This window comes from Glycomyces salinus (assembly GCF_016428645.1).
Taxonomy (GTDB): Bacteria; Actinomycetota; Actinomycetes; order Mycobacteriales; family Micromonosporaceae; genus Glycomyces; species Glycomyces salinus.
Window position 1 is genome coordinate 45547 of the sequence record NZ_JAELXW010000032.1, and the last position, 22257, is coordinate 67803.

The 22257-nt window shown below is 68.7% G+C and carries 21 protein-coding genes; 9 read left to right on the forward strand and 12 right to left on the reverse strand.

Annotated elements, in window-relative coordinates:
* Window positions 1-51: 51 nt before the first annotated feature.
* On the reverse strand, window positions 52-816 hold the full coding sequence (locus JFB92_RS11105; RefSeq protein ID WP_233162939.1) for a TetR/AcrR family transcriptional regulator: 765 nt from the start codon (window positions 814-816) through the stop codon (window positions 52-54).
* 119 nt (window positions 817-935) lie between these two features.
* On the opposite strand from JFB92_RS11105, the gene JFB92_RS11110 reads away from it, so the two are divergent.
* The gene (locus JFB92_RS11110; RefSeq protein ID WP_199038106.1) at window positions 936-2138 is read left to right on the forward strand and encodes a DUF418 domain-containing protein; all 1203 of its coding nucleotides are present in this window, start codon (window positions 936-938) and stop codon (window positions 2136-2138) included.
* 145 nt (window positions 2139-2283) lie between these two features.
* On the opposite strand, the gene JFB92_RS11115 is transcribed toward JFB92_RS11110, so the two are convergent.
* From JFB92_RS11115 to JFB92_RS11125, 3 genes are all read right to left on the reverse strand, one after another.
* Window positions 2284-3549: a type II toxin-antitoxin system HipA family toxin gene (locus JFB92_RS11115; protein ID WP_233162941.1), complete on the reverse strand. Its 1266-nt coding sequence runs from the start codon at window positions 3547-3549 to the stop codon at window positions 2284-2286.
* A gap of 6 nt (window positions 3550-3555) precedes the next feature.
* Window positions 3556-5265 carry a DUF262 domain-containing protein gene (locus JFB92_RS11120; RefSeq protein WP_199038110.1) on the reverse strand — a complete coding sequence of 570 codons (1710 nt, stop codon included), beginning with the start codon at window positions 5263-5265 and terminating at the stop codon, window positions 3556-3558.
* Window positions 5266-5345: 80 nt separating this feature from the next.
* Window positions 5346-7100 (reverse strand): fumarate hydratase, encoded by a 1755-nt coding sequence (locus tag JFB92_RS11125; RefSeq protein WP_199038189.1) that lies wholly within the window; start codon window positions 7098-7100, stop codon window positions 5346-5348.
* A gap of 152 nt (window positions 7101-7252) precedes the next feature.
* Between JFB92_RS11125 and rpsF the strand changes: the two genes are divergently transcribed.
* The 4 genes from rpsF to rplI are packed head-to-tail and all read left to right on the forward strand — an operon-like array spanning window position 7253 to window position 8855.
* The gene (gene rpsF, locus JFB92_RS11130; protein WP_199038112.1) at window positions 7253-7543 is read left to right on the forward strand and encodes a 30S ribosomal protein S6; all 291 of its coding nucleotides are present in this window, start codon (window positions 7253-7255) and stop codon (window positions 7541-7543) included.
* Window positions 7544-7582: 39 nt separating this feature from the next.
* Window positions 7583-8086: a single-stranded DNA-binding protein gene (locus tag JFB92_RS11135; RefSeq protein WP_199038114.1), complete on the forward strand. Its 504-nt coding sequence runs from the start codon at window positions 7583-7585 to the stop codon at window positions 8084-8086.
* 47 nt (window positions 8087-8133) lie between these two features.
* The gene (gene rpsR, locus JFB92_RS11140) at window positions 8134-8379 is read left to right on the forward strand and encodes a 30S ribosomal protein S18 (protein WP_199038116.1); all 246 of its coding nucleotides are present in this window, start codon (window positions 8134-8136) and stop codon (window positions 8377-8379) included.
* A 14-nt stretch (window positions 8380-8393) separates the two neighbouring features.
* Window positions 8394-8855: a 50S ribosomal protein L9 gene (rplI, locus tag JFB92_RS11145; protein ID WP_199038118.1), complete on the forward strand. Its 462-nt coding sequence runs from the start codon at window positions 8394-8396 to the stop codon at window positions 8853-8855.
* 57 nt (window positions 8856-8912) lie between these two features.
* Here the strand turns inward: rplI and JFB92_RS11150 are convergent, their stop codons facing one another.
* Window positions 8913-9302 carry a hypothetical protein gene (locus JFB92_RS11150; protein ID WP_199038120.1) on the reverse strand — a complete coding sequence of 130 codons (390 nt, stop codon included), beginning with the start codon at window positions 9300-9302 and terminating at the stop codon, window positions 8913-8915.
* Between the two features lie 323 nt (window positions 9303-9625).
* Between JFB92_RS11150 and dnaB the strand changes: the two genes are divergently transcribed.
* Window positions 9626-11047, forward strand: coding sequence for a replicative DNA helicase (gene dnaB / locus JFB92_RS11155; protein WP_199038122.1), 1422 nt, complete (start codon window positions 9626-9628; stop codon window positions 11045-11047).
* A gap of 4 nt (window positions 11048-11051) precedes the next feature.
* On the opposite strand, the gene JFB92_RS11160 is transcribed toward dnaB, so the two are convergent.
* From JFB92_RS11160 to JFB92_RS11170, 3 genes are all read right to left on the reverse strand, one after another.
* Window positions 11052-12311: a glycosyltransferase 87 family protein gene (locus JFB92_RS11160; protein ID WP_199038124.1), complete on the reverse strand. Its 1260-nt coding sequence runs from the start codon at window positions 12309-12311 to the stop codon at window positions 11052-11054.
* Between the two features lie 4 nt (window positions 12312-12315).
* Entirely contained in the window at window positions 12316-12717 is a 402-nt protein-coding gene (locus JFB92_RS11165) for an ATP-binding protein (RefSeq protein WP_199038126.1), read from the reverse strand.
* A gap of 107 nt (window positions 12718-12824) precedes the next feature.
* A complete protein-coding gene (locus JFB92_RS11170) occupies window positions 12825-13556 on the reverse strand; it encodes a glycerophosphodiester phosphodiesterase (RefSeq protein WP_199038128.1) in 732 nt (243 codons plus the stop codon).
* 39 nt (window positions 13557-13595) lie between these two features.
* Here JFB92_RS11170 and larB point away from each other — a divergent pair, with 39 nt between their 5' ends.
* The 3 genes from larB to JFB92_RS11185 all read left to right on the forward strand — a co-directional run bounded on the left by larB (window position 13596) and on the right by JFB92_RS11185 (window position 16451).
* Entirely contained in the window at window positions 13596-14282 is a 687-nt protein-coding gene (gene larB, locus JFB92_RS11175) for a nickel pincer cofactor biosynthesis protein LarB (RefSeq protein WP_199038137.1), read from the forward strand.
* A complete protein-coding gene (gene larC / locus JFB92_RS11180) occupies window positions 14279-15451 on the forward strand; it encodes a nickel pincer cofactor biosynthesis protein LarC (RefSeq protein WP_307789115.1) in 1173 nt (390 codons plus the stop codon). Before larB ends, larC begins: the two co-directional genes overlap by 4 nt.
* A 70-nt stretch (window positions 15452-15521) precedes the next feature.
* Entirely contained in the window at window positions 15522-16451 is a 930-nt protein-coding gene (locus JFB92_RS11185) for an alpha/beta hydrolase fold domain-containing protein (RefSeq protein ID WP_199038138.1), read from the forward strand.
* A gap of 87 nt (window positions 16452-16538) precedes the next feature.
* Here JFB92_RS11185 and JFB92_RS11190 read toward each other — a convergent pair whose 3' ends face one another.
* From JFB92_RS11190 to msrA, 4 genes are all read right to left on the reverse strand, one after another.
* Window positions 16539-18068 carry a multicopper oxidase family protein gene (locus tag JFB92_RS11190; protein WP_199038140.1) on the reverse strand — a complete coding sequence of 510 codons (1530 nt, stop codon included), beginning with the start codon at window positions 18066-18068 and terminating at the stop codon, window positions 16539-16541.
* A 111-nt stretch (window positions 18069-18179) separates the two neighbouring features.
* The gene (locus tag JFB92_RS11195; protein ID WP_199038142.1) at window positions 18180-21125 is read right to left on the reverse strand and encodes a helix-turn-helix transcriptional regulator; all 2946 of its coding nucleotides are present in this window, start codon (window positions 21123-21125) and stop codon (window positions 18180-18182) included.
* A gap of 28 nt (window positions 21126-21153) precedes the next feature.
* On the reverse strand, window positions 21154-21354 hold the full coding sequence (locus JFB92_RS11200; RefSeq protein ID WP_199038144.1) for a hypothetical protein: 201 nt from the start codon (window positions 21352-21354) through the stop codon (window positions 21154-21156).
* A 148-nt stretch (window positions 21355-21502) separates the two neighbouring features.
* Entirely contained in the window at window positions 21503-22123 is a 621-nt protein-coding gene (gene msrA / locus JFB92_RS11205) for a peptide-methionine (S)-S-oxide reductase MsrA (RefSeq protein WP_199038146.1), read from the reverse strand.
* Between the last annotated feature and the right edge of the window lie 134 nt (window positions 22124-22257).

Genomic DNA, 22257 nt, shown 5'->3' on the forward strand with positions numbered 1-22257 from the left:
CGCTGTCCTGTATCCGCCGATACGGAACGACAACGGCGGGCCCGGGCCGACTCATGAGGCCGGCTCGGGCCCGCCCTCCGCCCCGATCCGCGCGGCCACTCCGTCGAGCACCAGCTCCAAGCCGAAGCGAAAGTCCTCCTCGCCGGTCTGCTTACCGGTGTCCTCCAGCGCTCCCGAGGCGAACAGCGCCGCCGCGTCCGGGAACCGCTCGGGCTCGACCAGCCGCGCCATCGCCATGCCGTATTCTCGCTCGGCCGCGGCCTGGTCCATGCCGGTGCCCTCGCGGCCCGCGGCCAGCCCCCGCGCCAACTGCGCGGCGCTCTTGACGTAGCCGCTGACCAGCATGATGACCCCGACCCGCGCCTGCCAGTCCAGCGGCGTCGAGCGCATCGCGCGCAGCCCGGCGTCGAACCACGCGATCCCGTTCGGGCCGCTCGGCGGTCCCGATGGGCGGAGGTCGGCCAGCCACGGGTGGCGCTCGAAGACCGCGGCCTGCTCTTCCGACCACCGCCGCAGGCGCTCGCGCCAGGGGCCGGTGCCCTCCAGCGAGGCCGGGACCGGGCCGTTCGCGGCGTCGTGCATCAGCGTCAGCAGCTCGTCCTTGGAACCGACGTAGCGGTATAGGGCCATCTTGGTCGTCCCGAGGGACTCGGCGACCTTCGGCAGCGTCACCGCCGCCAGGCCCTGCCGGTCGGCCAGTGCCACCGCCGCGTCCACCACGCGTCCGACGTCGAGCCTGGCCGGTCGCCCGCGACGCGAATCGGCCGGGATCCGCCACAGCCGCGCCAGCTCGGCGGGCATGCGATCCCCGTCCATCAGGTCCCCTCACCTCCGCGCCCCGGATCGATCCGCTGGAGGCCATCATCGCACACACTATTAGTGTCTCTAGGATACTATCTATCGGATACTAAATCGGATCGAGACAAGGAAGCGCAATGACCACCCGACTGCACACCCCCGATCCCCGCCTCAGACGCGGGCTGGTGCTCGCCTCCGAGCGCGCGCTCGCACCCGACCTCGCCCGCGGCGCGATGCTGCTCTTCATCGCGCTGGCCAACGCCGCCGGCTACTTCCTCGCCAGCGCCCCCGGCATCGAACCCGACCCCAGGGGAGCCGAGCGGATCGTCAACCTCTTCATGGTCGAATTCGTACACGCCAGGGCGTTCCCGCTGTTCGCGATCATGTTCGGCTACGGCCTCGTCCAACTCGCCACCCGCCAGGAGCGGGCCGGGGCCACGCCCGCCCAGGTCAGGAGCGTCCTGCTGCGACGCAACGTCTGGCTGCTCGCCTTCGGCGTCGCCCACGGCATCCTGCTCTACTCCGGCGACTTCCTCGGCGCCTACGGCCTCATCGGCATCGCCTTCACGCTGCTGCTGCTCCAGCGCTCCGATCGCGTCCACCGATTCGCGACCTGGTACCTGGCCCTTGCCGGCGCCTATATGCTCGTTCTCGGCCTCATAGTCGGAATCGGACTCGCCGGCGGCTACGGAGGCTCGGCCACTGTGTCGACCTCGCCGTTCCCGTCGGCCGAATCGGACAGCTACGCCGCGTCCCTCGTCGAACGCGCCGCCGAATGGCCCGTCCACACCGCCACACTGCTGCCGATGATCCTCATGGTCTGGGTCGGGGCCGCACGGCACCGCATCCTCGAAGAGCCCGCACGGCACCTGCGGCTGCTGGCCTGGACCGCCGCGGGCGGCATCGCCGTCGCCGTCGCGGCGGGAATGCCGATGGCCCTGGCCAGCGGGGGCTTTCTCGACGCCGAAACCGCCGGGCCGATCCGGATGCTCTACGAGACCTCCGGCTTCTTCGGCGGCATCGGCTACGCGGCCCTGTTCGGCCTGCTGGCGCACGCACTGACCCGACAAGGAACGTCGAACCTCGCGGTCGATGCCATCACCGCTCTCGGGCGGCGCTCGCTCACCGGCTACCTGTGTCAATCGGTCGCCTGGATGGTCCTGGCCGCGCCGTTCGCGCTGAACCTCGCGGCGAATACCGCCAGCCCGCTGCTGACGTCGCTGCTGTGCGCGGTCGCGGTCTGGCTGGCCACGGTCGCCGCCGCCTACCTCATGTGGCGCTGCGTCTACCGCGGCCCCGCCGAGGTCCTGCTGCGACGCCTCACGTACGGGAGGCGCTGAGGCTGGTCGGCGGGTGTCGTGTTTCATTTCGGGCGTAGCACCCGCTCGATCGTGGCATCGTGTGTCTCTGTGCGTGCGAGTCGCTAGGAGAGTCACAAGTGGTCGTGGAGGCGATTACCACGACACCGACTCGATGCTCCTGAACTTAGGATCTTGACACTCGGCCCAATACAGCGTTTGTGGTCCTATCGATCCAGGAGGTGATCCATGATAGCAACTCGGGGTTGTCAACCAATATGTCCTGGTGATCCGGCCATTGGGTCCTCGTCTGTTCGGCTGTCGCCGCAGCGACAGCCGCCAGATCGGCATCTATCGCACCAAAACGAGTCCTCAATCGCCGCTCCAAACGTTCAAAGCTGTTGAGAGTAACTGATTCGAAGCGACGGCTACCGTCGAGCTTGAGCCCGAGGTCTTCTCCTTCGCTGTCGAAGGGAACATACGGTGTGGTTGCTACCAAGTCATACGCAGGTGAAAGTGTAGGGCGGTGTCGATCCTGGTACAGCAAAGTCCAGTTCTTCAGGTGGGCGTCACCATTACCGATCACCACATTGAACGAGATACGTCGAATAGCCTCGACCAAGGCACGCTCGTCATGTCCGCGGTAAGACAAGGCTGCCACAGTTTCGAACGTACCTTCATATTTCTGGTGCGGGTACTTGTCCCTGACCTGCGCGAAGTCTTCGGCATGAATAAGGCCCCGCTTGCTGCTTCGGTCGAATCTTCGAACAGCATAGGCCCATTCCTCTTCATTCGGCCACATTCGCGATGGGAGGCCCGGAAGCTGATCGCGGTGCAGCATTCGAGTTTCAGGAGTGTCGATACCAACTGCTTTCGCGAGGCTCATAATGGCGAATTCATTTCGCGGCACATCCTTGTGCCGATAATCCGGAAATTTCACCAACCAATCTCCGCGCTCGTGTGCCGTTGGTACTGTGAGACGGTCACCGTCTTGCAGCATCGAAAATTTTAGTGCGACTCCGGCCAGAGAGAAACGCCATGGTCCGCTATCGGATGTCGGCTTGCCGGATTCGGCATCATTGGTGTCTGGCCAATGCAGTTCACCGTCCGGATATTCGGTGCGTACAACCTGCACGGCCCCCGGGAGATCGTGCCCGACTTGAGCAAGCAACTCCATTTCGCGGTCGAGGGAGACACCGCGCGCTTGGGCAACCCATTCCCGCAACGGACCCTCTGGAAGAAGATTAGAGAACCATTGCGGAAGACGAAGTGATTTCGCATATCGTCCACGCAGAGATTCTTCAAATCGCAATCCCAGTATAGGCCGATCCGGATCATCCAGATAGGAATCGTTGAACCAGAACTGGGTGTAATCTCCTCGTTGGCACAGGGTGCCAATACGGTCTCCGTACAGCAGTACTGCAAAGTAATATTCCTCGAGCTCTGACACCATCTCAGCCTACTCGACCGTATCCAAATCGAGCGAGTCAAGAGGAGGAGTATCCTCGTGTTCCCACTGTGCCTTGCGCTCTAGGAAGTTGCGCAGTTGTTCCCGGATTGACTGCTCACGAATGCGAAGAAATTCTGTTACAGCACCTTCGGTGAGTGCGGCAAACGCCTCCTCATTTATGAGATGAGATCGCAAGACCTCGTGACCGCCAAACCGATCTGCATCCGAGTCGGACCCGAGCATCGTTCTGGACTGACCGACCAGGGACCTAATTTCTTCGGTTGGTTCCATTGCGGAAGGCAGCAGCAGATGATTTGCCGGGGAGAGATAGCGTTCGACCGCCAGGCGCTTGTTCAACAGCCGTTCTACCACTTCGTAAGCGGTCTTCTGGTCATTGATGGCGGAGCTCAGTTCATCGGCAGTAAATGGTTCTCCATGCTCGAAAGATCGCGGACCCAGCGACCACCAGGCACAGAGCGTGATCTTGGTGGCAGCTTCATTGGTGCGGAACCGATTTGGAAATGGGATCTCGCGAGAGGATGTTCGTACAGAGGAGACAAGCTGCTGGATCGACAGGTCCAGGTCGTTGGCCTTGATCTTGGCCGAGAGCGAGCGGCCAAGCAGGGTGAAATTCCCTTTGAAGATCACAGGGCCGGAGGCGGCCGTCCTCCAATACCAGCGGACCAGCAGGTCCAAGGTCCTTTCGGAAGGATCGGGGAAATGCGCGAAGAACCGTGTCAACACCACTAGCGTCGCTTCGTAGGCCAGGAATGCCTTGTGCGGAACTCCTGCTCGATCCTGCAGGAATTCGACTGCTCTGAGCAATGCAGATTCGCCATTTCGGTAGGCGTCATCCTGATCCTCGTTCGGGAAGTCGCCCGGTTGGCGTTTAGCTTCGGCGTCGAACTCTATTCTGATATCCCGTGAAGGGTCGGGACCTCGTCGTGCGAGCAAGGAAGAGAGTACTGTCCGGTCCTCGATTCGACCGAAGCCGGTCGCCGCATCGATGCGATCGGCGATGCCGCCGAAGGTCAGTGCCTCACCTTGGCTGTGATCCCCCGATGCGAACAGCGCCTCAAATATCTCCGAGCGCCTGAGTCGTTTGCCCGAGTTATTCATTCGGTCGAAGATGTCGGTGAGGATCTTCTCGTCGTCCTGCTTCACCAGATAGACGGGGATCCGGTATTCACGCAGCTTCCTGGCGATGCGTTGGGCCGTCTTGAAGTCGGCCGGATCATGCCCGGCTTTCTCGGCAAACCACGAGATCATAGCTTCAAGATCGAAAAGCACGGGAAGCGGTATGAGGTTAGCGGATTGCCACTGCTGGGGGTCGTAGACGAACTCATTCTTCCGCAGGTCGTAGTAGTGCGCGAACGGCCCGGTGCGGTGATCAATGTCCTTGAGCGCATTTGCCAGGCTGGTGATGCGCTGCTGACCGTCGACCACCCATTGCGTCTCCGAACCCGCTGGCGCATCGATGTGCAGATCACCGAGTTTGAGGCCCTGTGCAGGTGAATCCCGAAGCCACAGGAGGAGACTGCCGATCGGATAACCCTTGACAATGCTATCGAAGAGCCTCGATACATCCTTGTTCGTCCACCGGAAGTCCCGCTGGAAATGTGGGACTCGAATCTTTCCCTCCCAGGCGGCCGTGACCAGATCCACCAGAAAGTAGGTATCTGCGCTAGGTTGAGTCTCGAGACCGCTGTTAATCGACATGGGATCCTCTAGGACGAATCGTTCTTAGCTCTGATAACGAGGGTACGTTCGAATCATCGTTGACAGTGATCGCATCACCCTCATGAAGATGTGGGGCCGACGGTGATCTTGGGCTTGCGGCCGATCGACAGGGTCGGCTTGCGGGTCTCCTCGTAGAAGTCGTTGCCCTTGTCGTCGACGACGATGAAGGCCGGGAAGTCCTCGACCTCGATCTTCCAGACCGCCTCCATGCCCAGCTCGGGGTACTCCAGGACCTCCATGGACTTGATGTTGTCCTGGGCGAGCTTGGCGGCCGGGCCGCCGATCGAACCCAGGTAGAACCCGCCGTGCTTCTTGCAGGCGTCGGTGACCTGCTGCGAGCGGTTCCCCTTGGCCAGCATCACGAACGAGCCGCCGGCTTCCTGGAACCTGTCGACGTAGCTGTCCATGCGCCCGGCCGTGGTCGGCCCGAACGAGCCCGAGGCGTAGCCCTCGGGGGTCTTGGCCGGACCGGCGTAGTAGACCGCGTGGTCCCGCAGGTAGTCGGGCATCGGCTCGCCGGCGTCGAGGCGCTCGCGGATCTTGGCGTGGGCGATGTCGCGGGCGACCACGAGCGGCCCGGTGAGGGCCACGCGCGTCTTGAACGGGTGCTTGGACAGCTCGGCGCGGATCTCGCTCATCGGGCGGTTGAGGTCGATGCGCACGACCTCGCCGTCGAGCTGCTCCCCGGTGGCCTCGGGCAGATACTTGCCCGGGTCGGTCTCGAGCCGCTCGAGGAACACGCCCTCGGAGGTGATCTTGGCCTTGGCCTGGCGGTCGGCCGAGCAGGAGACGGCGAGCGCGACCGGCAGCGAGGCGCCGTGGCGGGGCAGGCGGATGACGCGCACGTCGTGGCAGAAGTACTTGCCGCCGAACTGGGCGCCGATCCCGAAGCCGCGGGTGAGCTCCAGGACCTGCTGCTCGAGCTCGACGTCGCGGAAGCCGTGGCCGGAGGCCGAGCCCTCGGCGGGCATACCGTCCAGGTACTTGGCGGAGGCGTACTTGGCGGTCTTGAGCGCGTACTCGGCGCTGGTGCCGCCGATGACGATCGCCAGGTGGTACGGCGGGCAGGCGGCGGTGCCGATCTGGCGCAGCTTCTCGTCGAGGAAGGCCGTCATCGCCTCGGGGTTGAGGATGGCCTTGGTCTCCTGGAACAGGAAGGACTTGTTGGCGCTGCCGCCGCCCTTGGCCATGAACAGCAGCTTGTAGGCGTCGTCGCCCTCAGCGTAGAGCTCGATCTGGGCCGGCAGGTTGGAGCCGGTGTTCTTCTCCTCCCACATCGACAGCGGCGCCATCTGGCTGTAGCGCAGGTTCAGGTCGCGGTAGGCCCGCCACACGCCGCGGGAGAGGTGCTCGGCGTCGCGCATGTCGGTGAGGACGTGCTGGCCGCGCTTGCCCATGACGATGGCGGTGCCGGTGTCCTGGCACATCGGCAGGACCCCGCCGGAGGCGATATTGGCGTTCTTGAGCAGGTCCATGGCCACGAAGCGGTCGTTGCCGCTGGCCTCGGGGTCGTCGAGGATGCCGCGCAGCTGGGCCAGGTGGGCCGGGCGCAGGTAGTGGGAGATGTCGTGGATGGCCTCGGCGGCGAGCTCGGTGAGCACCCGGGGCTCGATGGTGAGGAACCGCCGGCCGGCGGCCTCGACGGTGTTCACCCCGTCCTCGGTGAGCAGCCGGTACTCGGTCTCGTCGGGCCCGGTGGGAAGCAGGTCGGTGTATTGGAACTCAGCCGTCACGCCATCCAACTTAGCGCGGGAGACATCGGGCACACCGGTGCCACGGCGTCCGGTCCGCGGCCCGGGGTTGTCGGGGGCCATTGGTAGCGTCACAGATGCGCGGTGCGGTTCGGCCGGGCCGCGTAATCGCAGGTACGATTGCCAGGTTGTCCGCCGGTGAGCGGGCGACGCGCAAGTGATCCTCCTGCCACGGAAGGACCGTGGCCGTTGAGACCGAAGGAGGTGGAGCGATCTTGCGGCACTACGAAATCATGGTGATCTTCGAACCCAATCTCGAGGAGAGCCAGGTCAGCCCGACACTGGATAAGTTCCTGAAGGGCATCAAGGACGCCGGAGGCGCCGTCGACAAGATCGACGTCTGGGGCCGCCGCCGTCTGGCCTACGAGATCGAGAAGAACAGCGAAGGCATCTACGCCGTCATCGACCTGCAGTCCGAGCCCGCTCCCGTGGCGGAGATGGACCGGCAGCTGCGGCTCAACGAGTCGGTGCTGCGGACCAAGGTGCTGCGGCCGGAGCTTCGGTAACCCGACATTGCAACTGCGAGACCTTAGGGAGAAGAGGTCATGGCAGGAGAGACAGTCATCACGGTTATCGGCAACCTCGTCGACGACCCCGAACTGCGTTACACGCCGTCCGGTGCCGCCGTCGCGAAGTTCCGGATCGCCTCCACGCCCCGAACCTTCGACCGGGAGTCCGGTCAGTGGAAGGACGGCGAGGCGATGTTCCTGACATGCAGCGTGTGGCGGCAGTACGCCGAGAACGTGGCCGAGTCCCTCTCCAGGGGCTCCCGCGTGATCGTGCAGGGCAAGCTCAAGCAGCGCAGCTTCGAGACCCGCGAGGGCGAGAAGCGCACTGTGTACGAGCTCGACGTCGAAGAGGTCGGCCCCGCGCTGCGGTTCGCCACGGCGAAGATCAACAAGTCCGGCGGCGGCGGAGGCGGCGGCCGTTCCCAGTTCGGGAGCGGCGGCGGCGGTGGAGCCGTGCCGGACGACCCTTGGGCCTCGGCGGCCCCTGCCGGCGGCGGTGCGCCGTCCGGTCAGGGCTTCGACGAGGACCCCCCGTTCTGACCGGGCCGAACGCCCGGATCGTTCTCAAGTAAGGCATAAGAAGGACCATGGCCAACTCGAAGTCGGCTCCCCTGCGGAAGCCGAAGAAGAAGCCCAACCCTCTGGAGAAGGAGGGTATCGCTTACGTCGACTACAAGGACACCGCGCTGCTGCGGAAGTTCATCTCCGACCGCGGCAAGATCCGTGCCCGCCGTGTCACCGGTGTCACCTCGCAGCAGCAGCGGCAGATCGCGGCGGCGGTCAAGAACGCCCGCGAGATGGCGCTGCTCCCGTACACCAGCCAGAGCCGATAGGAAGGAGCGGACTTATGAAGATCATCCTGACTCATGAGGTCCCCAACCTGGGCTCGGCCGGTGACGTGGTGGAGGTCAAGCCCGGCTACGGCCGCAACTACCTCGTGCCCCAGGGCCTGGCGATCGCCTGGACCAAGGGCGGCCAGAAGGAGGTGGACGCGATCCAGCGCGCCCGCAAGGCGCACCAGATCCACACCTTCGAGCACGCCCGCCAGGTGGCCGACCAGCTCAAGCAGACCGACGCCCACATCGTCGCCCGCGTGGGCGACGCCGGGCGCCTGTTCGGCTCGATCACCCCGGCCGACGTGGTCAAGGCGGTCGAGGAGGCCGGCGGGCCCAAGCTCGACCGGCGCCGCGTGGAGCTGCCGGGCACGATCAAGGCGACCGGCACCTACGACGTCAGCGTGAAGCTGCACCAGGAGGTGACCGCGAAGTTCAAGCTTCAGGTCACCCCGGCCCGGCGCCGCAAGAAGTAGCGCCCGGCAGGACCGAGGGCCCGCGACCGCACGGCGGTCGCGGGCCTCTGTTCGTCCTCAGTAAGTCCAGCCGGCGGTGCGCAGTATGACCGTCACCAGGCCCGCGCCCAGGATCGCCGCGGCCGTCCCGGCCACCCCGGCGCGCCATCCGGCGCGCGGCAGGCGCAGCAGTACCGCCACCAGCAGGCTCGCGGTCAGCGACGATGCCGTCCACGCCCAGCCGCCCGAGACCGTCTCCGAGATGCGCGCCGCCGCTCCGCAACCGGTGTCGGCGCACTTGCCCTCGACCGCGGGCTGCCACACCACCCACGCCAGGTAGACGATCGCCGGCACCACGTACCAGGCCAGCGCCACGAGCAACGTCGGCGTGAACGCGCGCTCGCCGGGCCGGTCGTCGGCCTCGGGGTCCAGGCGCGGTCGCCGCTCGGGCCGCTGGTTCGACGTCATGGATCCCACCTCTGCCGGGAGTGAGTTGCCAGGCGTCCTCACCTTACCGTCAAAGATGGCACGAAGAAATTCTCGTCCACAGCCGGTGGATAAAGTCCTACCAGGTCAGACCCGCGAAATGAGCGCCACTCTCATCACTGTCCACAAGTTGTCCACAGGATCGCCGCACTTATCCACAGGTTATCCACAGGCTTGTACACAGGTTGTCCACAGGGCGGTTTGCTTCGGACGCGCCGGCGACATAGCGTCGTTGGGGCCGCGGGACGTCGTACCCGGGCGGTACATTCTCTGTGAACGCACGGTGACCGAGGGGGGTGGGTGTCATGACCGACGTGTCCGCCGGGAACGCCTACTCGCGCGGCCCGAACGGGTCGTCCTTCGCGGAGGCTCCCCCCGAAGACCCGTTCGGCGGGGCCCGCACCTACGAGCGCACCCCGCCGCAGGACAACGACGCCGAGAAGTCGGTCCTGGGCGGCATGCTCATGAGCAAGGACGCCATCGCCGACGTCATCGAGATCCTCACCGCGGCCGACTTCTACCGGCCCAGCCACGGCATCGTCTTCGACGTCATCTGCGACAAGTTCGCCAATGGCGAGCCGGCCGACGCGATCACCGTCGCCGCCGCCCTGGCCGACGCGGGCGACCTCGCCAAGGTCGGCGGCGGCCCCTACCTGCACGACCTGCTCGACGCGGTGCCGACGGCCGCCAACGCCGGCTACTACGCCAAGATCGTCAAGGACAAGGCGATCCTGCGCCGCCTGATCGAGGCCGGCACCAAGGTCGTCCAATACGGCTACGGCGGCGGCCACGGCGGCCGCGACATCGACGACCTGGTCGACCTGTCCCAGCAGGCGGTCTACGAGGTCACCGACAAGCGCCAGAGCGAGGACTTCGCGATCCTGTCCGACCTGCTCCAGCCGGCCATGGACGAGATCGAGGCCATCGGCGCCAACCAGGGCGTGCTCACCGGGATACCCACCGGCTTCGCCGACCTCGACCGGCTCCTGTCGGGACTCCAGGCCGGGCAGCTGATCATCGTCGCCGGCCGCCCCGGCCTGGGCAAGTCGACCGCCGCGATGGACTTCATGCGGCACGCGAGCCTGCACCACCGGCACCCCTCGGCGCTGTTCAGCCTCGAGATGAGCAAGCTCGAGATCGTGATGCGCCTGCTGAGCGCCGAGACCCGCGTGCCGATGCACGTCCTGCGCTCGGGCGACCTGTCCGACGACGACTGGACCCGCCTGGCCAAGCGCATGGGCGACATCTCCGAGGCGCCGCTGTTCGTCGACGACACCGCGTCGATGACGATGATGGAGATCCGCGCCAAGGCCCGGCGGCTGAAGCAGCGCCACGACCTCAAACTGGTCGTGGTCGACTACCTCCAGCTGATGACCTCCCCGAAGAAGGTCGAGTCGCGGCAGCAGGAGGTCTCCGAGATCAGCCGCGGACTCAAGCTGCTGGCCAAGGAGATCGAGTGCCCGGTGATCGCGGTCGCCCAGCTCAACCGCGGACCCGAGCAGCGCACCGACAAGCGCCCGCAGCTCTCTGACCTGCGCGAAAGCGGCAGTCTCGAGCAGGATGCGGACGTGGTGCTGTTGCTGCACCGCGACGACTACTACGACAAGGAGTCCCCGCGCGCCGGGGAGGCCGACTTCATCGTCGCCAAGCACCGCAACGGCGCCACCGACACGATCACCGTGGCCGCCCAGCTGCACCTGTCGCGCTTCGTCGACATGGCGGTATAGGCGTTCACCGCCACCATTCGACGGCCAGCGACGGGCCCGGCCCGTCGCTTCGGGCCGCGGCGGCGTCGCGCAGCGGCAGCCACCAGCCGAGCAGGATCACCGGGTACAGCAGGTAGCCGAAGCGGGTCGCGGGCATCAGCAGGAAGGCCGCGGTCAATCCGCCGGCGGCCCACAGGGCCGCGTCGGCGGAGGTCAGGGGCGGGCGGCGGGCGATGAGCACGGCGATGGCGCAGCCCGCGGCGAACAGGAGCGCCGGAGCGATCAGTTCCCCGCCGGGGACGTGCTGGGCGATCAGGTGTCCCGGCAGGGGCGACTGCGCGGGGGATTCGACCACGCCGTGACCGAGGCCGAAGGCCAGCACGTTGTCGGCGAAGCCGCGCGGATCGGTGAGCACGACCGGGAGCATCGTGACCGCCACCGGCGCGGCGAACCCGAGCAGGTATCGGCGCAGTCCCTCTTGGCGAAGCTCGCGAGCCATGAATTGGCCCTGCTGCCGCCATACGAGGATGCCGATCACTATCGCCACGGGCCAGGCGAACAGCTTCAGCGAGGCGGCGGCCCCGACGGCGAGGCCGGTCGCGAGGAACCGGCCCCGGGCGGCGAAGGCCAGCGCCAGCACCGCGAGGGCGGCCACCGGCATGTCGTCGCCGCCGGTCGCGAACGTCAAGGCGCACACCGGGAAGACGACGCTCGCCTGGAGGGCGCGCAGCATCGGGCCCTTCCCGGCCAGTCCCCGCAGGAGCGCGACCGCGCCGATCAGGCAGGCGGCCGCGGCCAGTGCGAAGTACAGGCGCGCGTCGGTCCACCAGTGGTGCCCGAACACGGCCGCGGGCAGCCCGAAGACGGCCATGCCGGGCTGGTACGGGTTGTAGCCGAGCAGCGGCTCGGGGAGCGAGACGATCGCCTCGGCGCTCAGATAGGGGCTGCCGTCCTGCAGCAGGCGGTTCGCGGAGGACTCGACGACCAGGACCTCTTCCTGGAACCGGCCCTCGACGCCGCCGGCGCGCTCGAACGCCTGCACCAGCAGCGGCATCGCGGTCACCGCGGCGGCCGTGGCGCCGGCCACCAGGGCGCGCTTGAACCAGGTGACGCCCAGCTGCGTGACCAGCATCGCGGCCACGACCGCGGCCGGGCCGTACCCGCCGACGGCTATCGCGCCCCAGTGCTGGTGGGGGGTGAGGGTCGACCACAGCGCGGTGGCCCCGGCGAAGAGGGCACACGACGCGTAGAAGACCAGATCGATCAGGAGCGGACGCTTCGACACGCGCCTAGCGTACGGGGATGCGAGCCCACACTTCCTGCGTGCCGTCGCCGCGCGAGCGCGAGCCCCAGTCGGCCGACAGCTTGGAGACGATGAACATGCCCCTGCCGTGCGCCGAGTCCAGGTCGATCGCGCACACGTGGGGGCGGGTGTGGGAGCCGCCGTCGATGACGCGGACCTCGACCTCGGAGGGGCCGGAGGTGACCGAGACGCACAGGTCGCCGCTGGACAGCGGGCGGGCGTGGCGGACGGCGTTGGAGACCAGCTCGGTGGCGCAGACCAGCAGGTCGTCGCGGCTCTCGTCGGGCAGGTCGGGGAGGGATTCGCGCAGCCACCGGCGGACCAGCGTTGGAGCGCCTGCCTGGTGCGGAACCCGCAGCCGCTCGGGCGTCGGCAGCGCAGCTGGCATGTCGGCTCCCTCCCACCCGGTGTGCCATGACAAAGCTATAGAGGAACCTACCCGTTGCCGAGCCATGTCGCCAGCATTACCGACGGACCTCGCGTCCGACTCCTCTGCTAGGAGATGAGGGCCTCCCGGATCGCCGCGGGGCGGTCGGTGAAGACCACGTCGGCGCCGGCGGAGGCCATGGCCCTGGCGGTCTCGGCGTCGTTCACGGTCCAAACGTAAGCCTGGTAGCCCTGTTCGTGGGTGCGTTCGATGAACGCGGGCGTCGACTGGACGTAGTCGACCTTGGAGCTGAGGGCCTGCACGCCGTCGGGGGGACGGCGGAACGGGTACTCGAAGATCCACACCAGGGGCGTGGACCCGTCGAGGCCGCGCCAGGTCCTCAGAGCGGCGCGGGAGAACGACATGACGGTGACGTCCAGTCCCGGCCAGCGGCGCAGGGTCTCCCACAGCCGCATCTCCAGGCGCGGACCGAACTTGGAGGGGTGCTTGGCCTCCACCATGAGCTTGAGGTCCTTGCCGGAGTCGACGACGAGTCCGAACAGCTCCTCGATGGTGGCGATGCGGGAGGCCTCGGGGTCGCCCGCGCAGTCGGGGTGGCCGTGGGCGAAGTCGAGCTCGCGCAGCCGGGCCAGGGTGAGGTCGGAGACGGCGCCCCGGACGCCGGCGGTGCGCTTGACGGTGCGGTCGTGGTGCAGGACCAGGTGGCCGTCGGCGGTGAGGCGGACGTCGAACTCGAACCCGTCCGCACCCTCGGCGATCGCCTGTCTGAACGCGGCAAGGGAGTGCTCGGGGAGGAACTCGTTAGCGCCCCGGTGGGCGGCGATCAACGGTTGGGACACACTCTGACGATATCCGGTGGGGGGTGACAGTATCGAGACGTGCAGACGAACAGCAACGGCTTCACGGACCTGGGGTGGGCCAAGATCGACACCGACCGCCCGGCGCGGACCGGCGCGGCCGAGACCGTTTACGCGGCGGGCAAGACACCGGAGCAGGTCGCCGCGGCGCTGACCGAGCTGCGGCGGGCTCATCCGGGCCGGGCCGCGCTGGCCACCAAGTGCGACGCGGAATGCGTGGCGGCCGTTCGGGAAGCGTTCGGCGACGAGGTGCTGTGCGAGGCGGGGGTGGCCGTGGTCGGGGCGTTCCCCGAGCCCGAGGCCGGGCCGGTCGCGGTGGTGTGCGCCGGGACTTCGGACCTGCCGGTGGCCGCCGAGGCCCACCTGGTCGCGCGCGCGAACGGCCTGGACGCGTACCTGATCGCCGATGTCGGCGTGGCCGGACTGCACCGCCTGCTGGACCGGGTGCCGCAGTTGCGGGAGGCCGCGTGCGTGATCGTGGTGGCCGGGATGGACGGGGCGCTGCCGAGCGTGGTCGCCGGTCTGGTGGCCTCGCCGGTGATAGCGGTGCCGACCTCGGTCGGCTACGGGGCGGCCTTCGGGGGGCTGGCGCCGCTGCTGACGATGCTGAACTCCTGCGCTCCGGGAGTGAGCGTGGTGAACATCGACAACGGGTTCGGCGCGGCGATGGCCGCGGCGAGGATCCTGAACGTGAAGGTCGAGCGGTGAGGGTCGCCTGGCTGGACTGCGCCGCGGGCGCGAGCGGGGACATGTTCCTGGGGGCCCTGGCCGGCGCCGGGGTGGACCTGGCGGTGATGCAGGGGGCGGTCGACGCCCTGGGGACCGAGCCGATCCGCTTGAGCGCGGCGGCGGCGAAGCGGCACGGCCTGGCCGGGGTCAAGGTCGACGTGGCCGCGCCCGAGGCGAAGGCGGACCGGCGCTGGCGGTCGATCCGGGCCGTGATCGAGGACTCACCGCTGGCCGACGACGTGAAGGCGCGCTCGCTCGACGCCTTCGCCCGTTTGGCCGCGGCCGAGGCCGCCTCGCACGGGATCGACATCGACGACGTCCACTTCCACGAGGTCGGCGCCCTGGACTCGATAGCCGACATCGTCGGCGCCTCGGCCGGGTTCGCCGTCCTCGGGGCCGAGCGGGTCACGGCCTCGACGGTGACCGTCGGGGGCGGCACGACCCGCGGCTCGCACGGTTCGATCCCGCTGCCGGCACCGGCGGTCCTGCGGGTCCTGTCGGCGGCCGGGGCCCCGTCGGTGGGCGCGGTGCCCTACGAGGCGTGCACCCCGACCGGGGCGGCGATCGTCGCGGCCAACGCGGACGCCTACGGCGAGATGCCGCCGATGGTCGTCGACGAGGTCGGCGTCGGCGCGGGCGGCCGCGACCCGGCCGAGCGGGCGAACCTGCTGCGGATCGTGGTGGGCCGCGAGACCGGCGCGGCCTCGCCTCGGCCGGTGGTCATCGAGACGAATGTGGACGACCTCGATCCGCGCCTGTGGCCGGCGGCGCTGGCGGCGCTGCTGGAGGCGGGCGCCTCGGACGCGTGGCTGACGCCGATCCTGATGAAGAAGGGCCGCCCGGCCCACACGGTGCACGTGCTGTGCCGCGCGGAGGCGGTCGAGTCGGTCCGCTCGGCGCTGGTCCGCCACACCACCACGATCGGCATGCGCTCCTACGAGATAGACAAGTACGCCCTGGAGCGCCGCTACACGAGGGTCGAGGTCGACGGTCACGAGATCGGCGTGAAGCTCGCCCTCGACGGCGACGAGGTCGTGAACGTCTCGATCGAATACGAGGACGCGGCCGCGGCGGCCGCGGCACTGGCCCGCCCGCTCAAGGTGGTCATGGCCCAGGCCACGGCCGCGGCGTCGGAACTGAACGGCTGACGCCGGTCGGCGTGATACGCCCCTCGGTCGTGAGGAACAATCGTTTCCGACGGTTTCCGAGGAGGCGGCAGTGCCGATAGACACGTACTTCACCGACATGTTCGCGGCTTGGGAGCAGGCCACCGCGCAGGTCCCCGCCGAGGAGCGCGGCGCGATGGTCGGGGGCTTCATCGACCAGTACACCGCCGAGGCGAAGCCGGTGGACACCACCGGGATCGCGGTGGAGGACTCCGCGATCGACGGCCCGCACGGGCCGATCCCGGTGCGCACCTACCGGCCTTCCGGTCCGGTGAGCGCCGCTCTGGTGTGGGCGCACGGCGGCGGCTTCCTCGCGGGCGACCTGGACATGCTCGAAGGCCACATGGTGAGCGCGGAGCTGGCGCGCCGGGCCGGGGCGGCCGTGGTCTCGGTCGACTACCGGCTCGCCGGGGACGGGATCCGCCACCCGGTGCCGATCGACGACCTCCACGCCGCCTGGCTCTGGTGGAGCGGACAGGACGCGTTCGGGGACGTGCCGATCGCGATCGGCGGCGCGAGCGCGGGCGGCGCCCTGGCCACGTCGGTCGCGATGCGGGTCCGCGACCGCGGGGAGCGCTCGCCCGACTCGCTCCTGCTGGCCTACCCGTGGGCCCACTTCCCCGTCCCGGTCCTGAGCGCGTCTCTGCACGCCGAGATGGAGCCGATCCCGTGGCGGTTCGACCCGCTCGGGCTCGAGGCCGCGGTCAAGAACTACGTGGGCCGGATCAACGACCTGCCGCCGGACGCCCTCCCTGGCGCGGGCCGCCTCGACGGCCTGCCGCCCACCCGGATCGTCGTCTCCGAGTACGACGACCTGCGGCCCTCGGCCGAACTGCTGGAACGCCAGCTCGCCGAGGTCGGCGTGCCGGTCGAGTCGTACCTGTCCGCCGGGATGCTCCACGGCCACCTGAACCACCCCGCGAGCCTGCCGGAGGTCGGCCGCTCCCTGGACTTCCTCGCGAAGGCGCTGGCGGCCTCCTGACGGCGCTCCGAACGGGTGCGGCGGCCCGGTCGGTCGTGGTGCCTACGGGGCCGACCGGGCCGCCTTCTTCCTCCTGAACCAGGCGGTTCACGAGTGGTCGTGGACGGTGCTGTTCTCGGGGACGGTGCCTATCTCCTCGTCCTCGCCGAGGACCACGAACTGGCCCATCATTCCCCGGTCCTCGTGGACCAGGATGTGGCAGTGGTACATGTACGGCAGGTTCGGGTCGGTGTAGTCCTCGAAGCGCATCGCCAGCCGGTACTTCTTCTGCGGCTGGAGGAAGACGGTGTCCTTCCATCCCCGCAGGAACGGCGGCGGCTCCTCGCCGTCGACGCTCAGCACCTGGTACTGGACGTCGTGGACGTGGAAACTGTGCAGGTAGGCGTCGTTGCTCTTGACCTCCCACACCTCCGTGGTGCCGACCCGGACGCCGAAGTCGATGCGCTGCATGTCCATCGACTCGCCGTTGATGTTGCTCATCCCCGAGAGGGTGAAGGACCGCTCCTCGGCGACCTCGCCGCCGTCCACGTCGGGCGCCGTGCCCATGGCCGATGGGATCTCGGTGTCGTCGGCGAGCGAGTCGGCGGCGCGGAACCGGCACACGTCGAACCTGTCGTCGCCGCCGTTGACGCGCGAGAACGGACCGAAGTAGCCGAAGTCGGCCGGGTAGGACCGCAACTCGACGGTCTCTCCGGGCTCGAAGGCGACCACGATCTCGGCGCGCTCCCCGGGCGAGATCTGGATTCGGTCGGTCTCCCACGCCTCGGGCAGCAGCCCGCCGTCGGTGCCGATCAGCGAGAACGCGCGGTCGTCGGAGAAGCCGAAGTTGTAGAGCCTGGAGTTGGAGCCGTTGAGCAGCCGCAGCCGCACCAGCCGGGTCGAGACCTCGTGGTACGGCCCGAGCGTGCCGTTGACGAGGATCTCGTCGCCCATCCAGCCCTGGCTGCCCATGAACGGCTGGGTCGTCTCGAACCGGCCCGCGTCGTCGAACTTGCGGTCCTGCACGATCATCGGCACGTCGTCGACGCCGTAGGTGCGGGGCAGGTTCAGCTCGTCGGTCCGGTCGTCGTCGATGATGAACAGCCCCGAAATGCCGTTGAGGACGTGCCGGGCGGTCTCGCCGTGCGGGTGCGGGTGGTACCAGAGGGTCGTCGCCGGCTGGTCGATCGTCCACTGCGGCGCCCAGACCTCGCCGGGTGCGATCGCCTGGTGCGGGCCGCCGTCCATGACCGCCGGCAGGTGCATGCCGTGCCAGTGGACCGAGGTCTCCTCGTCGAGGCCGTTGGCGATCGCGAACGCGACCTCCTCGCCGCGGCGGGCCCGGATCGTCGGGCCCAGGTAGTCCTGGTTGACTCCCCAGGTCTCGGTGGCGGGCCCGGGCTTGAACTGGGTCCGGCCGGCGCGGATGTCGAGGTTGAACACGCGGGAGCCGGCCGAGTCGGTCTCCGATTCGGCCTCCGGCGGGATCGCGAGCGGCGTGTCGAAATCGACCTTGCCGACGGTGTCGACCTTCGCGTTCGACCAGACGTAGGCGAGGGCGCCGCCCCCGCCGACGGCCAGCGCGCCGAGGCCCCCTGCCCCGATGGCGGTCCATTTCAAAGCCTTGCGCCGTTTCATGACCGCAATGCTGGCCGCGGGGCCTGGCCGGCGGCATCGGGCCGGAGTCGTCGATTCGGGTACCACCACGGGATGACGCGGCGCCCCGCACTAGGCCGCCGGTTGCGGTGCCTAAGGCTCGGCGAGGTATCCGCGCAGATGGGCGGCGTTGACCGCTTCGGCGCGGTTGGACGCCTCCAGTTTCGCCATGGACCTCGACAGGTGGACGCTGACCGTCTTCTCCGAGATGTAGAGTTCCGCGCCGATCTGCCGGTTGGTCAGGCCGCGGGCGACCAGGCGCAGCACCGCAAGCTCCCGCGGAGTCAGCGGGGACGTCGCCCGACCGGCCGAGTCCAGGCGGGCCCGCCCGGAGAGCGCGGTGATCTCGGCGAGCAGGGGCTCGGCGCCGATCTCGGCGGCGGTGCGGGCCGCCTCGGCGAGCTGGGCGGCGGCCTCGGCCCGGTCGTCGGCCTCGCCGCGTTCCAGCAGCGCCTCGGCCGCGCGCCACTGCGCGTAGGCCTGCCGATGAGGCTCGCCGTAGGAGAACGCCTCGAACACTCGGCACCACCGTCCGGGGTCGGCCGCGCCGGTCAGGCGGGACTCCTCGGCCTCGAGCTGGGCGACCCAGGCCCTGCCTTCGGGGCCGAGCGTACCGGACAGGGGCCGGCCGATCTTGAGGAAGACTCGGCTGGTCTCGGCGAGCCGCTTCCCGGTCTCGACGGCTTTGGCCGCGGTCGCCTCGTCGCCGTCGCGGCGGGCGCGCTGGGCCAGGTCGGCGGCGGCTCCGACGCCGACGGCGCACACCGACACCCCCGCCATGTGGTAGCCGTTGATCGATTCGATTCGGGCGACCGTCCGCTCGGCGGTGGCCAGGGCCTCCTCGGGCCGGCCCCGCCAGCGGTCCAGTTCGATCCCGGACTGGCCGGCGAGGGCCAGGACCTGGCCGTCGAGCTGCCAGCGGTCGGAGAGGTAGTCGAGACGCCGGTCGGCGACGTCGAACCGGCCCCTGGCCACGTCCACCAGCAGCACCGCGGCCGCCAGGCGGGTCATGACCAGGCCGGGCACGACGCTGGAGGCCATCTCTCCGGCGGTCTCGGCCGCGTCCCAGTCGCCGAGCATGTAGTTGCAGATGATCTGCCGCACGGCCGTCTCGGTGCCGAATGAGCTCCATTTGTAGCCGGTCTCCATGGCCCGCGACATGCCGGCGTCGAAGCGCTCCAGGGCCTCGGCGACGCGCGCGTACTCCATGAACCAGATCCCGGGGAGGAAGTGGGCGCGCAGTTCGACCTCGTTCCATCCGGTGCCCTTGACCAGGCTCAGCGCCTCCTCGGCGAACCGGAGGCATTCCTCGATCGCCCCGCCTTGGCGGACCTTGGCCGCTCCCATCGTGACCAGGGCGTCGGCCTTGGCGGCGGTGTGCGCTCCGGACCCCTCGATGGCGTCGGCGGTCTCGATCGCCAGGCGGGCCCACTCGCTTCCCAGTTCCGGCTGGTTGACGTTGAGGCGGGCCAGTATCGCCTGGACCCAGGCCTTGGTCGGGTGCGGCCGGTCGTCTTTGACCAGCTCCCACGCCTCCAGGGCCACCCGGTGGGCCTCGTCCTCGTAGCCCTCCATGACCATCAGGTGCTTGGCGTACTTGCGGCGGTAGGCCGCCGCCTGCACCGTGTCGCCGGTCCTGTCGGCCAGGGCCACGGCCGCGCTGGAATAGGACAGGGCGCGCTTGAACTCCCCGCAGGCCTCGGCCTCGCCGGCCGCCGCCATCGTCAGGCGCAGTTCCGAGGCGTCCTGGGGGCGCTCAGACTCGCTCACCCTGTCGTAGATGCGCAGGGCCCGCTCCAGGTGAAGCAGGGCCTCGGCCGGGGCGGCCAGGTCGTCGGCCTCGTCGGCGGCCTGCACCGACGCGGTCAGGGCGGTGGCCAGGTCGCCGGACTCGTAGGCGTGGTGGGCCAGCTCGGCGGCCGCGCCCGTGTTCCGGTCGTCGGCGAGGGATTCGGCGATGCGCTGGTGGTACCGGCTGCGCTCGCCCGGCAGCAGGTCGGAGTAGAGGGCCTCGCGCAGCAGCGCGTGCCGGAAGGCGTAGAGCTCGGCGCTCTTCTGGACGATGATGCCGTGGGAGATGGCCGCGCGAAGGGCCTGGTCGAGCTCGCGTTCGTGCTTGATGCCGGTCTCGTCCAGCAGCGACCAGACCGCCGCGTTCAGCCGCCGGTAGGTGAAGACGCGGCCGATGGTCGAGGCCAGGCGCACCACCTGCTGCGCCGCCTCTGGCAGGCGCTCGGTGCGGGCCAGGAGGACTTCGGCCAGTTCGAACGTGACGGTGTGGGTCTCGGCGGAGGCCAGCTCTTCGGCCAGGAAGGCGTTGCCCTCGCTGGCGGCGGCGATCTTGGAGGCGGTCTCCTCGTCCAGGCCGGAGTTGAGCTCGCGCACGAAGCTGAGCGAGACCTGGGGGGTGAACGGGTCGAGGTGGAGGCGCTGCACGGCGGGAAGGCGCACCAGTTCGGCCAGGAGCGGGCGCAGCGGGTGGCTGCGGTGGAGCGCGTCGGAGCGGTAGGTGCCGATGATGAGGATGCGCTGGTCGACCAGGCGGGAGGTCAGGAACGCCAGCAGGTCGCGGCTGGAGCGGTCGGCCCAGTGGAGGTCCTCGATGAACAGGACGAGGGGGCGCTCGGCGGCGAGTTCGGCCAGAGCGGCGTGGAGGGCCTCGAACAGGCCCAGGCGGCCCAGTTCGCCCTCGGCAGCCTGGGCCTGGCCGGGCAGGAGGGTGCGCAGGCCGCGGTGGCGTTCGATCAGTTCGGGGCGCAGGCGCGAGAGGGTGCCGACCGCCTCGGCGAACGGCAGGTAGGGCAGGGCCGAGTCGGCGGTGTCGAGGCAGTGCCCGGTGACGGCGAGGGCGCCGTCACCGGCACTGGCGTTGAATTCGTGCAGTAGGCGCGACTTGCCCACTCCGGCGTCGCCGGAGACGATGACCGCCGCCGGTCGCCCGGAGCCGGCCTTGTCGAGCGCGTCGCGCAGGGTCGCGAGTTCGCCCTCGCGGGCGAAGAGCGGGAGATCGGAACCGAGGCGCGGCATGTCCATAAGCATGACATGAACCTCTGACATTCCGGTCTCTTTATTTCGCCAGGCGGTAGTGCCCGGCTCTATGCTCGGGGCGTCCCTCGTTGCGGCGCAGGGCCTTCGCCATGCGGGTGGCCAGGCCGGGGCGCCGGGAGCCGCTCTTCTTGGCGAGGGCGGCGGTGCGCGCGGCCTCGGCCTCGGCGATGAGCTCGCTGGAACGGGCCTGGTACAGGTAGTGGAGTTCGAAGTCGTTCACGGTCTCTCCTCGGTGTCGTTTCCGTTGACACCAAGTCTTCGGCTGAGGGGCCGAGGACCGCATCAGCACATCGCGTCCGAACACCCCTTAGGGGCCCTTACTTCCGCGGCCGGAGGCCGCTAAGCCCCTTACCCGACCGCTGAGGGCCTTACGAACGCGGCGGAAGCTGCTCCTGCTGGGCCGGGACCTGGTCCTGGCGGACGACCCCGGTCGGACATGACAGCCCGTTGGGCCCATGGTTGCAGTAGCCGTTCGGGTTGTGGAACAGGTACTGCTGGTGGTAGTCCTCGGCCAGCCAGTACGGCCCGGCCGCCTGGATCGAGGTGGTGATCGGGCCCAGGCCGGACGCCTTCACCGCCGGCTCGAAGGCCCGTTTGACCGCCTCGGCGGTCTCGGCCTGCTCGGGCGTGGTCGTGAAGATCGCCGAGCGGTACTGGGAGCCGATGTCGTTGCCCTGCCGCATGCCCTGGGTCGGGTCGTGGTTCTCGAAGAACACCTTCAGCAGCTGCTCGTAGGGGACCTGCTCGGGGTCGTAGACGACCCGGACGGCCTCCGCGTGCCCGGTCAGGCCGGTGCACACCTGCTCGTAGGTCGGGTTCTCGGTGTTCCCGCCCATGTACCCCACCGAGGTGGTCCACACTCCGGGCGTCTGCCAGAACAGCCGCTCGGCGCCCCAGAAGCAGCCCATCGCGAAGTACGCGATCGCCGACTCCCCCGGGGCTTGGCCCTCGATCGGGTGGTGAAGGACGGGGTGGGTCTTGGTGGTCATCGGGCAAGTGTGGCACGGAAGGAAACACCTCGCCAGAAACGAAACGAAACTTCCGCTTAAGCGCCGACCAGGACCACCAGTTCGTCGGTCCGTTCCGGCCTCGTGCGGAGTCGGCCAGCGACTCACCGGCCGAT

What these genes read in the sequence shown, in the direction of transcription:
- JFB92_RS11190 (WP_199038140.1), bottom strand. Translation starts at nt 18,068, where the DNA reads ATGAAACGGCGCAAGGCTTTGAAATGGACCGCCATCGGGGCAGGGGGC.
- rpsR (WP_199038116.1), top strand. Translation starts at nt 8,134, where the DNA reads ATGGCCAACTCGAAGTCGGCTCCCCTGCGGAAGCCGAAGAAGAAGCCC.
- msrA (WP_199038146.1), bottom strand. Translation starts at nt 22,123, where the DNA reads ATGACCACCAAGACCCACCCCGTCCTTCACCACCCGATCGAGGGCCAA.
- rplI (WP_199038118.1), top strand. Translation starts at nt 8,394, where the DNA reads ATGAAGATCATCCTGACTCATGAGGTCCCCAACCTGGGCTCGGCCGGT.
- dnaB (WP_199038122.1), top strand. Translation starts at nt 9,626, where the DNA reads ATGACCGACGTGTCCGCCGGGAACGCCTACTCGCGCGGCCCGAACGGG.
- JFB92_RS11115 (WP_233162941.1), bottom strand. Translation starts at nt 3,549, where the DNA reads ATGGTGTCAGAGCTCGAGGAATATTACTTTGCAGTACTGCTGTACGGA.
- JFB92_RS11105 (WP_233162939.1), bottom strand. Translation starts at nt 816, where the DNA reads ATGGACGGGGATCGCATGCCCGCCGAGCTGGCGCGGCTGTGGCGGATC.
- JFB92_RS11165 (WP_199038126.1), bottom strand. Translation starts at nt 12,717, where the DNA reads ATGCCAGCTGCGCTGCCGACGCCCGAGCGGCTGCGGGTTCCGCACCAG.
- JFB92_RS11150 (WP_199038120.1), bottom strand. Translation starts at nt 9,302, where the DNA reads ATGACGTCGAACCAGCGGCCCGAGCGGCGACCGCGCCTGGACCCCGAG.
- JFB92_RS11135 (WP_199038114.1), top strand. Translation starts at nt 7,583, where the DNA reads ATGGCAGGAGAGACAGTCATCACGGTTATCGGCAACCTCGTCGACGAC.
- JFB92_RS11120 (WP_199038110.1), bottom strand. Translation starts at nt 5,265, where the DNA reads ATGTCGATTAACAGCGGTCTCGAGACTCAACCTAGCGCAGATACCTAC.
- JFB92_RS11125 (WP_199038189.1), bottom strand. Translation starts at nt 7,100, where the DNA reads ATGGCCCCCGACAACCCCGGGCCGCGGACCGGACGCCGTGGCACCGGT.
- JFB92_RS11195 (WP_199038142.1), bottom strand. Translation starts at nt 21,125, where the DNA reads ATGCTTATGGACATGCCGCGCCTCGGTTCCGATCTCCCGCTCTTCGCC.
- JFB92_RS11110 (WP_199038106.1), top strand. Translation starts at nt 936, where the DNA reads ATGACCACCCGACTGCACACCCCCGATCCCCGCCTCAGACGCGGGCTG.